This is a genomic window from Nocardioides sp. IC4_145 (genome assembly GCF_011250565.1).
Classification (GTDB): Bacteria; Actinomycetota; Actinomycetes; order Propionibacteriales; family Nocardioidaceae; genus Nocardioides.
The window spans coordinates 49,515-60,854 of the sequence record NZ_JAANMS010000026.1 but is presented as its reverse complement, the minus strand read 5'-3'; the positions used below and the strand labels follow the sequence as shown (position 1 = coordinate 60,854).

The 11,340-nt window shown below is 73.2% G+C and carries 9 protein-coding genes; 1 reads left to right on the top strand and 8 read right to left on the bottom strand.

Features of this window, described 5'->3' with window-relative positions; translation table 11 throughout:
* Positions 1-4 precede the first annotated feature (4 nt).
* Positions 5-2,050 carry a PhoX family phosphatase gene (locus G6553_RS12305; RefSeq protein ID WP_166193070.1) on the top strand — a complete coding sequence of 682 codons (2,046 nt, stop codon included), beginning with the start codon at positions 5-7 and terminating at the stop codon, positions 2,048-2,050.
* 22 nt (positions 2,051-2,072) lie between these two features.
* On the opposite strand, the gene G6553_RS21210 is transcribed toward G6553_RS12305, so the two are convergent.
* The 8 genes from G6553_RS21210 to nuoL all read right to left on the bottom strand — a co-directional run bounded on the left by G6553_RS21210 (position 2,073) and on the right by nuoL (position 11,340).
* Positions 2,073-3,134: a hypothetical protein gene (locus tag G6553_RS21210; protein WP_166193044.1), complete on the bottom strand. Its 1,062-nt coding sequence runs from the start codon at positions 3,132-3,134 to the stop codon at positions 2,073-2,075.
* The gene (locus G6553_RS12295) at positions 3,127-3,651 is read right to left on the bottom strand and encodes a DUF4919 domain-containing protein (protein ID WP_166193041.1); all 525 of its coding nucleotides are present in this window, start codon (positions 3,649-3,651) and stop codon (positions 3,127-3,129) included. The genes G6553_RS21210 and G6553_RS12295 overlap by 8 nt, the downstream gene beginning before the upstream one ends.
* Positions 3,648-4,697 carry a SprT family zinc-dependent metalloprotease gene (locus G6553_RS12290; RefSeq protein ID WP_166193038.1) on the bottom strand — a complete coding sequence of 350 codons (1,050 nt, stop codon included), beginning with the start codon at positions 4,695-4,697 and terminating at the stop codon, positions 3,648-3,650. The genes G6553_RS12295 and G6553_RS12290 overlap by 4 nt, the downstream gene beginning before the upstream one ends.
* Positions 4,697-5,017, bottom strand: coding sequence for a hypothetical protein (locus tag G6553_RS12285; RefSeq protein ID WP_166193035.1), 321 nt, complete (start codon positions 5,015-5,017; stop codon positions 4,697-4,699). The genes G6553_RS12290 and G6553_RS12285 overlap by 1 nt, the downstream gene beginning before the upstream one ends.
* Before the next feature lie 77 nt (positions 5,018-5,094).
* Positions 5,095-6,027 carry a polyprenyl synthetase family protein gene (locus tag G6553_RS12280; protein ID WP_166193067.1) on the bottom strand — a complete coding sequence of 311 codons (933 nt, stop codon included), beginning with the start codon at positions 6,025-6,027 and terminating at the stop codon, positions 5,095-5,097.
* 86 nt (positions 6,028-6,113) lie between these two features.
* On the bottom strand, positions 6,114-7,718 hold the full coding sequence (gene nuoN, locus G6553_RS12275; protein ID WP_166193032.1) for an NADH-quinone oxidoreductase subunit NuoN: 1,605 nt from the start codon (positions 7,716-7,718) through the stop codon (positions 6,114-6,116).
* A 2-nt stretch (positions 7,719-7,720) separates the two neighbouring features.
* On the bottom strand, positions 7,721-9,409 hold the full coding sequence (locus G6553_RS12270; RefSeq protein WP_166193029.1) for an NADH-quinone oxidoreductase subunit M: 1,689 nt from the start codon (positions 9,407-9,409) through the stop codon (positions 7,721-7,723).
* A complete protein-coding gene (nuoL, locus tag G6553_RS12265; RefSeq protein ID WP_166193026.1) occupies positions 9,406-11,340 on the bottom strand; it encodes an NADH-quinone oxidoreductase subunit L in 1,935 nt (644 codons plus the stop codon). Before nuoL ends, G6553_RS12270 begins: the two co-directional genes overlap by 4 nt.

Sequence of the window (11,340 nt, the reverse complement as noted above, 5' to 3'; positions counted from 1 at the left end):
GCGCCTGCTCACCCCCCAGGGACCGCACGGCTCCCGCAGCAAGCTGACCTGCCGGTTCCGGTGCGGTGACGCCTGCGACCAGCCGCTGCCGAACACCACCGACCACGGCCACGTCCGGGACGAGGTGGCGAAGGCCGTGGCCCGGCGCTCGGTGCTCCAGGGGGCGGCCGTGGGTGGCGGGGCGCTCGTGCTGGCCGGGCTCACCTCGGCGCCGGCGGCGGCTGCCCCCGGCGCGGGCGCGGGGGCAGGCGTGGCGCGGGCGGCGGTCGCGGCGGACCTGGGGCGGACGGCGTTCCGGCCCGTGCCGCCGAACCGTCGCGACGCGCTGGTCAGCCCCGAGGGCTTCCGCAGCGACGTCGTGGTGCGCTGGGGCGACCCGGTCGAGAAGGGCGCGCCGCGGTTCGACGTGCGCCGGCAGACGGTCGAGGCGGCGGCGAAGCAGTTCGGCTACAACTGCGACTACGTCGGGGTGCTGCCGCTGCGCGGACGCAAGGACCGCGCGCTGCTCGTGGTGAACCACGAGTACACCGACCCGGGCCTGATGTTCCCCACCGATCTCTACGACGAGGACACGCAGAAGGAGATCGAGATCCTCAACCACGGCATGTCCGTGCTGGAGATCGTCCGCGGCCGGACGCCCGGGTCGTGGCTGCGCGCCGACCACACCCGCGCCCGTCACAACCGGCGGATCAGCGCGCGCACGGCGTTCACCGTCACCGGCCCCGCCGCCGGCGACCCGCGCCTGCGGACCTCCGCCGACCCGACCGGCCGTCGGGTCATGGGCACGCTCAACAACTGCGCCGGCGGCACGACGCCGTGGGGCACGGTGCTCTCGGGCGAGGAGAACTTCAACCAGTACTTCGACGCCTCCGGCGACCTCGACCCGCGCTACGCCGACTCCTACAAGCGCATCGGCGTGACCGGCGCCGGCCGCGGCTGGTCGTCCGTGGACCCCCGCTTCGACCTGACCACGGAGCCGCACGAGCCGTTCCGGTTCGGCTGGATTGTCGAGCTCGACCCCAGCGACCCCAGCTCGACGCCGCGCAAGCACTCGATGCTCGGCCGGTTCAAGCACGAGGGTGCGAACGTCGCGCTCGCGAAGGACGGCCGCGCGGTGGCGTACATGGGCGACGACGAGCGCGGTGACTACCTCTACAAGTTCGTCTCCCGCGACAAGGTGCGGCCCGGCAACGGGGCCGCCGCCCGCCGCCACAACATGACGCTGCTGACCCGCGGCACGCTGTACGTCGCCCGGCTGACCGGCGACGGCACCGAGGACGGCCGCCACGACGGCACCGGCGAGTGGATCCGCCTCACGAGCGACACCACGTCGTACGTCGAGGGGATGAGCGTCGCCGACGTCCTCATCGACACGCGTCTGGCCGCCGACAAGGTCGCCCCGACCCGGATGGACCGCCCCGAGGACGTCGAGCCGAACCCGGTGAACGGCAAGGTCTACGTCGCGCTGACCAACAACTCCAACCGCGGCTCGGAGGCGATGCCGGTCGACGAGGCCAACCCGGTCGGCTCCTCGATGACCCGCCCCTCGCTCGGCGCCCCGCTGGAGCAGAAGTCGGGCAACCGCAACGGCTACGTGCTCGAGCTGACCCCGGCCCGCGGGGACCACGCGACCACGACCTTCACCTGGGACCTGATGCTGGTCTGCGGCGACCCGGCGGCGCAGGAGACGTACTTCGCGGGCTACGACAAGTCGAAGGTCAGCCCGATCAGCTGCCCCGACAACGTCGCCTTCGACTCCGAGGGCAACCTGTGGATCTCCACCGACGGCAACGCGCTCGGCTCGAACGACGGCATCTTCCGGGTGCCGACGAGCGGCGCCGAGCGCGGTCGCGTGCAGCAGTTCGTCACCGTGCCGCGCGGCGCGGAGGCCTGCGGCCCGCTGCTGGCCGACGGCGACCGCTCGCTCTTCGTCGCGGTCCAGCACCCCGGCGAGATCGACGGTGCGACCTTCGAGGCGCCGGCCAGCACCTGGCCGCACACCGACGACTTCCCGCGGCCCTCGGTCGCGGTGGTCTACAGGCACGCCTGAGCCGGGTCGGTCCCGGCCGGGCTCACCGGTCGGGACCGACCGGCAGGTCGTACGCCGTCGTCGGCCCGCCGGACCGCACGTCCCACCCGCGGACGCCGTCGTCGGCGGCGACCGACCAGACCGTCGCGCCGTCGGGCGCGAAGGCCACGGCCCCGGGCTCGCCGGTGTGCCCCCTCAGCGTCCGGGCCCGACCCGGCCTACCGAGCGCCGCCGGGCGCCACAGCCGGACCTCGGTGGTGTCGAACGCGGTGACCGCGACGGTCCGCCCGTCCGGGGCCACCGCCGCCTCGTGCAGCCGCACCCCCGACAGCTCGTCCACGGGCTGGAGCCCCGGCAGCCGCCACACGGTCGGCGCCTCGTCCGGGCCGGGGCCGACGAGGTGCCGGCCGTCGGGCGTCCAGGCCAGCGCGCCGTTGCGGCCGGAGTCCCCGACCGTGGCGACGGCCTCGCCGTCGTCGAGGTCGCGGACCTCGACCGGTCCCCCGCCGGCGAGCGCGAGCAGCGCCCCGTCGGGGCTGAACGCCAGGACCTGCGGGGCGTACGCCGCGGTGAACGCCGCCTGCTCGCTGCCGTCGTCGACCGACCAGACCCGCACCGACCCGTCGAGACCGGCGGCCGCGACCAGCGCGCCGTCCGAGCTGTAGGCGACCGCGCTCACCGGCGAGCCGTCGGTCACCTCCGCGTCCGCGAGGCCGCGGAGGGTCTGCACCACCTCGCCGTCCTCGAGGCCGACCAGCACCACGTCGCCGTCGTCGACCCTGGCCACGGTGGACCAGTCGGGAGCGACCGCGACCGAGCTCCCGTCGGGCTCCTGCGCCAGCTCGCCGGTGGCGGCGTCCCAGGTGCAGCGGCCGTCCCAGCAGTCGGCGAGCAGGCGGCCGCCGTCCGGGCTGACCGCGAGGTCGTCGGTGGTCACGAGCTCGAACGGCACGTCGCCGGCAGCGCTGCCCGCGCCGCCCGCGCCGGTGCCGCCGGTCGGGCCGGCCGTGGGCTCGTCGTCCCCGCAGGCGCCGAGCAGCGCGAGGGCCAGGACGGACACCGCCGCCGGGACGAGCCGGGCCGCCCCGCCCACTGCCTCAGCCACGCGTGGGAGCGGGGGCGACCGCGACGCTGAACCACGCCTCGCCGCCGTCGGTCGTGACGAGGCGGTCGAGCGTCCGGCCGCCGCGCTCGACCAGACTCTGCCCCTCCGGGCGCCGGCCGAGCGCACGCAGCACGTCGTGCTCGTCGGCCACGCGCAGCACCGACCAGGGCTTCTCGGCGGTCCCGTCGCCCGAGGCGAGGACGGTCGCGACGGCGGCTCGGGAGGCGCGCTCGTGCCGCTCGGCCTCCGCGGGCCGGTCGAGCGCGCGGAGGGCGGTCGCGATCCCGGCGTGCAGCGAGGGGCTGAGCACGGCGCCGGGCAGCGCGGACTCCAGCACCCGCAGCGCCTGGGCGGGATCGCCGTCGCGCAGCAACCGGGCCGCCTGCCGGCGTACGCCGCGGTCGTCCTCGGCACCGGCCGCGCGGGCGGCCGCCACGAGCGGCTGCCGGGTCTCCGGCGACGGGTCCGCGAGCCAGGCGTCGAGCAGGTCGTCGAGCTGGGCGTCGGGGCTGCTCATCGGGCGCCCTCCTCGGCGAGCCGCTCGATCTCCTCGGCGGTCATGTCCTCCAGCACCTCACGGCCCTCCTCGCGGGCGTCCACCTCGACCGGCTGCTCGTAGTAGGCGTCCCAGCCGTCGTTGTCGACGTCCTGGTAGTCCTCGAAGTTTTCGCGCCACGTCTCGGCCTCCTCCTGGGTGACCCCGAGGTCCTCGTGGTGGTCGAACGGGTCGCTCTCCCAGGGCCAGCGGAAGCCGCCGTCGAGGTCGTCGATCGCCTCGAACTGGTGGGCGTGGCGCATCTCGTGGGCGAGGGTGTTGATGATCTGCGGGTCGTCGAGCAGCCGCTCGTTGAGGGCGATGGTCGCGCCGCCGTCGCGGGCCTGGCCGTTGGGCCCCCAGGACTCCGGCTCCCACACCAGCTCCGGGGTGTCGATCCCGATCATCTCGGCGTACTCCTCGATGTACTCCTCGATGAAGGCGCGCCGCTCGTCGTCGGTCATCGTCGCCCACTCCTCGGCGACCTCGGGCGAGGGGACGCCGCGCTCGTCGACCGCCTCGACGTGGCCGCTCGGGATGCTCCCGCTGAGCAGGGCGTCGACCGCGGCGGCCTTGCCGAGGATCACCGTGATGTCGTCGGCCAGCGCCTGCGCGAGCTCCGTGCGCCGGGCCGTCCACTGCTGCGCCTCGTGCGGGTCGTCGAACGTCGGCGGGTCGCTGGTGTCGGTGACCGTCCCGTCGGCACCGAGGGCGAATTCCTGGGTCCGGGCGGCTGTCTCGACGTCGGTGACCAGCCGCTCGATGGTGGTGACGTCGTCCTCCGCGGTGTAGAGCGCCCGTTGGACCGCTCGCTTGCCCGCGATGTGCACGTCGATCCGCGACAGCAGCAGCTGGCGCCGCCCCTCCGCCACGAGGCGTGCGAGGCCGGTCCACGAGTCGGGGACCGCCTGGGCCGCCAGGGCGTCGCGGGTGCGCTCGAGCCCGTCGGCGTCGCCCTTCAGCCCGTCGCCGGCCGTCCCGAGCGGAGCCGCTCGCCAGTGGCGGACGTCGCCGAAGGTCGCCGGCATCAGTCCTCCTCCTCGCCACCGAGCAGACCGCCCAGGCCGTCGAGCAGCCCGCCGGCGTCGGAGTCGGTGCCGGTCACGTCGTCGGCGTGGAGGCCGAGGTCCTCGGCGAAGGCCAGCACGTCACGAGCCCACGCCTCGACGGCGTCGTCCCACGAGGTCCCGAGCTCGGTGAGGTGCGTGGTGCAGTCGGCCCCGGGGAGCGTCCAGGCCGCCGTGGCGAGGTGGTCGGAGGATCCCAGCTTCCGCGCTTCGGCGGCGCTGTCCCGGGCCACGTCCGCGGCCTGGACCATCTCGGCCCGGATCATCTGCATCTGGCTCACTCGAGCTCCTCCTCGTGTCGCTTCGGAGGAGACCCTTCCCGGCCGCGAGCCGCAGAAACGGCCCGGATGCCGGGCCGTCAGGCGGAGCGGACCGCCACGACGTCGGCGAAGGCCTCGAGGGCGTCGCGGACCGGGCCGGCGGGGAGCACGGTGAGCAGCTCCTTGGCCTCGGCGGCGCGCCCGACGACGTACGCGCGGGCCTCCTCGAGGGCCGGGTGCTTGCGCAGCAGGTCCAGCGCCTCGGCGTGGAGCTGGTCGTCGGCCAGGTCGGCGTCGAGCAGCTCGAGCAGGCGGGCGTCGGCCGGGTCGGTCGAGGCGCGGGCCATCAGCACCGGGAGCGTCGGGACGCCCTCGCGCAGGTCCGTGCCGGGGGTCTTGCCGGACTCGGCGGACTCCGAGGCGATGTCGAGGATGTCGTCGGAGAGCTGGAAGGCGGTGCCGACGATCTCGCCGTACGCCGTCAACGCCTCCTCGACCTCCGGCGACGCGCCGCCGAACCGGGCGCCGTAGCGGGCGGAGGTGGCGATGAGCGAGCCGGTCTTGCCGGCGACCACGTCGAGGTAGTGCGCGAGCGGGTCCTCGCCCTCGCCCGGCGGCACGGTCTCGAGGATCTGGCCCTCGACGAGCCGGCTGAAGGTCTCGGCCTGGATCTTGACCGCGTCCGGGCCGAGCTGCGCGGTCAGCTCGGAGGACCGCGCGAAGAGGAAGTCGCCGGTGAGGATCGCGACGTGGTTGTCCCAGCGGGCGTTGGCGGAGTCCGCGCCGCGCCGCAGGGCGGCCTCGTCCATGACGTCGTCGTGGTACAGCGAGCCGACGTGGGTGATCTCCACGACGCACGCCGCGGCGAGCACCTCCTCGGCCAGCGGGTGCGGACCGGCCTCGGCCGCCAGGAGCACCAGCAGCGGCCGGAACCGCTTGCCGCCGGCGTCGAGCAGGTGGCTGGCCGCCTCGGTGACGTAGGGGTAGCGGCTCTGCACGTGGGCGTACAGCGCCTCCTCGACCTCGACCATCCGGTCGCGCAGGCGGGCCTCGAGGGTCGGGTCGGTCACCGGCAGGGCCAGGCCCGCAGACGACAGGCCCGCGGTCGATCGGGAGCTCACCTGATGAAGTCTCCCGCACGGGCCGCGAGATCGAGAACCGGGCCCGGCACGACGCCGATCACCACCGTCGCCAGCACGCCCGCCGCGATGGTCGCGGAGGTGAGCAGCGACGGCGTCGTCACCGAGGCGACCTCGCCGGCCGGGGTGCCGGCGTGCGGCTCGGTGAAGAACATGATCCGGATGTAGCGCACGTAGAAGAAGATCGCCACGATGCTCGACGCGATCGCCGTGAGCACGACCGGCCAGGCGCCCGCGGACAGCGCCACGGTGAAGACGGCCCACTTGCCGACGAAGCCGGCGGTCAGCGGGATCCCGGCCATCGACAGCAGGTAGAGGCCGAAGGCCCCCGCCAGCCACGGCGAGCGCCTGCCCAGCCCGGCCCACCGGTCGAAGTGGGTCGCCTCGCCGTTGGAGTCGCGCACCAGCGTGACGACGGCGAACGCACCGAGCGTGGCCACGCCGTACGCCGCCAGGTAGAACAGCACCGCCTGGAGCGAGGTGATCTGGCCGTCGGCGAGCTCGCCGGCGCCCTGCACCCCGAGCACGCCGGTGAGGATGAAGCCGGTGTGGGCGACCGAGGAGTACGCGAGCATCCGCTTGACGTCGGTCTGGGAGACCGCGACGACCGCGCCGACGACCATCGTGAGGATCGCGACGGCCCACATCATCGGCTGCCAGCTCCACCGGTCGGACCCGAAGGCGACGTAGAACAGCCGCAGCAGCGCGCCGAACGCGGCGACCTTCGTGGCCGCCGACATGAACGCCGTGACCGCGGTGGGCGCGCCCTGGTAGACGTCGGGCGTCCACCCCTGGAACGGCGCCGCGCCGACCTTGAACAGCAGGCCGACCGCGAGCAGGCCCATGCCGACCAGGAGCAGCGCCTGGTTCTCGGTGTCGTTGCGGACCGCCTCGGCGATCGCGGAGAACTGCATCGAGCCCGCGAAGCCGTAGACGAGCGCCGCGCCGTAGAGGAAGAACCCGGAGGAGAACGCGCCGAGCAGGAAGTACTTGAGCGCGGCCTCCTGGCTGAGCAGGCGCCGGCGACGGGCCAGGCCGGTCAACAGGTAGAGCGGCAGCGAGAGCACCTCGAGCGCGACGAACATCGTGAGCAGGTCGTTCGAGGCGAGGAAGAGCATCATGCCGCCGACCGCGAAGAGCAGCAGCGGGTAGACCTCGGTGTGCTCCCAGCCGCGGGTGGAGGCCTCGCGCTCGGCCTCGGTGCCGGGCAGCGCCGCGGCCTGGCCGGCGAACGCCGAGACCCCGCCCTCGATCCGGCGCTCGGCGAACAGCGCCACGCCTCCGAGCGAGAGCAGGAGGACCAGGCCCCACAGGAAGACGGTGGGGCCGTCGACGACGATCGTGCCCTCCGCGGTGAGCAGCCCCCGCGCGGCACCGCCGGCCACCTCGGCGAGGTCGGTCGCGACCCAGATCGTGGTCGCGAACGCTGCGAGCAGCACGACGGTGGTCAGCACCAGCTGCACCGTCCGGCGCAGCGAGCGGGGCAGGAACGCCTCGACGGCCACGCCGAGGCAGGCGCCGCCGAGGACGATGAGCAGCGGAGCGAGCTCGGCGTACTCGATGGTGGGCTTGACGAACTCCATGCTCAGTGAGCTCCCTCTCCAGCGGCCTCGTGCTCGACGGTCGTCCCCGGGGGTACGGCGGGAGCGTCGTCGTCGACGTCGACGCGGGCCATCAGGTCCTCGACGTAGGGGTTGGCCACGTCGAACAACGGCATCGGGAAGAAGCCGAAGAGCACCAGCCCGACCACCAGCGGCGTCAGCACCGCGACCTCGTGCGGGCGGAGGTCGCGCGCAGCGGCCGGCGTCGCGACGGCGGCCCCGGCGCGGGTGTCGGTGTGCGTGGCGGTGGCGGTCGCGCCGCCCCCGGCCGTCCCGTGGCCGGCCGGCTCGCGGTGCGCCGGGTCCTCGAGGTGCTCGCCCGCCGCCGCGTCGTCCGCGACCAGCGGGCCGGGACCGGTCATCACGCGCTGGTACATCGACAGCACGTAGATCGCGGCCAGCACGATGCCGGTCACCGCGATCGCGCCGACCCACCAGTGGTAGTCGAAGGCCGCGATGATCACGAGCAGCTCGGAGACGAACGGGCTCAGCCCGGGCAGGCTCAGCGTCGCCAGGCCCGCGAGGAGGAACAGCCCGGCCAGCACCGGGGCGAGCTTCTCCATCCCGCCCATCCGGCTGATGGAGGAGGTCCCCCGTCGCGCGACCACGTGGCCGGCGGTGAGGAACAGCGCGGCGGTGCCGAGGCCGTGGTTGACCATGTAGAGGATCGCGCCGCTCTGGCCCTGGCTGCTGAAGGCGAAGATGCCGAGGGTGATGAACCCGAAGTGGCTCAGCGAGGTGAGGCCGACCAGCCGCAGCAGGTCGTCCTGGCCGATGGCCAGCAGCGCGCCGTACACGATCGAGATGAGCGCCAGCGTGACGACCAGCGGCGTGGCCCACTGCGAGGCGTCGGGGAACAGCTCCAGGCAGAAGCGGAGCATCCCGTAGGTGCCGATCTTGTCGAGCACGCACACCAGCAGCACGCTCGTGCCGGGCGTGGCCTTCTCGGTGGTGTCGGCCAACCAGGTGTGCAGCGGGAAGAGCGGCGCCTTGACCACGAAGGCGATGAGGAAGCCGGCGAGGATCCAGCGCTCGGCGGAGGTGGACATGTCCAGCGCGGCGAGGTCCGAGTGGAGGTACGACGGCTCCCCGGCCTGCGCGGAGACGACGTAGAGCCCGATCACCGAGCCGAGCAGCACCAGGCCGCCACCGAGCTGGAACATCAGGAACTTCACCGCGGCGGCCCCGCGGCCGGCCTTGCCGAAGCCGCCGATGAGGAAGTACGCCGGGATCAGCGTGGCCTCGAAGACGACGTAGAAGAGGAAGACGTCGGTGGCGAGGAATACCGCGAGCGAGAGCGCCTCGAGCGCCAGCGCCCAGGCGAAGAACGCCCGCGGCGAGCCGCCGGCACCAGGGCCCTCGTCGTGGGTCCAGGAGTAGGCCAGCACGATCGGGACCAGCACGACGGTCAGCAGGACCATCAGCAGGGAGAGCCCGTCCACGCCGAGCGCGTAGTGGACGCCGAAGGCGGAGATCCAGTCGTGGGTCTCGGTCAGCTGCATGCCCCCGCGCAGCTCGTGCTGGAGCGCGACGGCGACGCCGAGCCCGAGGGTCAGCACGGAGACGAGCAGCGCGACCAGCTTGGCGAGCTCGGCACGCGGCAGGGCGGCCACGACGACCGCGCCGACGAGCGGCACGACGATCAGGAGGGTGAGCCAGGGGAAGTCGCTCATGCGAGGTTCACCGCCAGGAGTGCGAGGACGACGAGCAGGACGCCGCCGAGGACGGAGAGGGCGTAGGAGCGGACGAAGCCGTTCTGGAGCCGGCGCAGCACGTTGCCGGTGGCCTTCACCCCGGCGGAGCCACCGGTGAAGAGCCCGTCGACGACCGTGCGGTCACCGGCGGTGAGCCCTCGGACGGTGGCGGCGCCCGGACGGCCGACGAGCACGTCGTTGATCGCGTCGCCGTACATGTCGGCACGCGCGGCGCGGGTCGCGAACGACACGTCCTGCGGCGCGGTGAGCGGCACCTCGCGCCTGCCGACGAGGAACCAGGCGGCGGCCACGCCGACCGCGACGGTCGCGACCGTGAGCAGCGTGATCACGATGATCGGCAGCGGCGGCTCGTGGTGCGGCGCCTCGCCGACGACCGGCGCGAGCCACTCCACGATCCAGTCGCCGAGCAGGAGCACGCCGCCGAGGACCGAGAGCGCGGCCAGCACGACCAGCGGCACGGTCATGACGCCGGGTGACTCGTGGGGGTGCACGTCCTCCTTCCACCGCTTGGTGGTGAAGAAGGTCAGCAGCATCAGCCGGGTCATGTAGAAGCCGGTGATGCCGGCGCCCAGCAGCGCGAGCACGCCGACCACCCAGTTCTCGGCCAGGGCGGTCTCGATGATCTTGTCCTTGGACCAGAAGCCGGAGAAGCCGGGGAAGCCGATGATCGCGAGGTAGCCCATCGCGAAGGTCAGGAACGTGACCGGCATGGCGTGCCGGAGCGCGCCGTACCGCCGCATGTCGACGTCGTCGTTCATGCCGTGCATGACCGACCCGGCACCGAGGAACATGTTGGCCTTGAAGAAGCCGTGCGTGATCAGGTGGAAGATCGCGAACGCGTAGCCCGCGACGCCGAGGCCGGCGCCGAGCATCATGTAGCCGATCTGGCTCATCGTGGAGCCGGCGAGCGCCTTCTTGATGTCGTCCTTGGCGCAGCCGATGACCGCACCCCACAGCAGCGTGACCGTCGCGACGACGACGACCACCGTCTGCGCGGTCGGGGCGAGCTCGAAGATGAAGTTCGACCGGACGACGAGGTAGACGCCGGCGGTGACCATGGTCGCGGCGTGGATGAGCGCGGAGACCGGGGTCGGGCCCTCCATCGCGTCCAGGAGCCAGGCCTGCAGCGGCACCTGGGCGGACTTGCCGCAGGCCGCGAGCAGCAGGAGCAGGCCGACCGCGGTGAGCGTGTCCTCCTCGGCGGCGCCGGAGACCTGGCTGATGGCGGAGAAGCTCGTGGTGCCGAAGGTCGTGAACAGCAGCGCGATCGCCAGCGCCATGCCGATGTCGCCGACGCGGTTGATGACGAAGGCCTTCCTGGCCGCCGCGGCCGCGGAGGGCTTGTGCTGCCAGAAGCCGATGAGCAGGTACGACGCCAGGCCGACGCCCTCCCAGCCGAGGAACAGCCCCAGGTAGTTCTCCGCCAGCACCAGCATGAGCATCGCGGCGACGAACAGGTTGAGGTAGGCGAAGAACCGGCGACGCCGCGGGTCGTGCTCCATGTAGCCGATGGAGTAGACGTGGATGAGCGTGCCGACACCGGTGATCAGCAGCAGGAACAGCGCCGACAGCGGGTCGTAGAGCAGGTCCATCCCGACCTGCAGGTCGCCGACCGCGATCCAGTCGTAGAGGTGCTGGGTGACCGACCGGTCACCCTCCTCCCGACCGAGCAGCTCGACGAAGAGCAGCAGGCTGACGACGAAGGACGCCGCCGACATGAGCGTGCCCAGCCAGTGGCCCCAGCGGTCGGTGGCCCGGCCGCCGAGCAGCAGCACGACGGCGCCGAGCAGCGGCAGGCCGATCACCAGCCACAGCAGCGAGAAGGTGCCGTCCGCGGCGCTCGGCTCGATGACCGGCACCTGGTGGGCAGCCTCGGACAGTGAGTACAT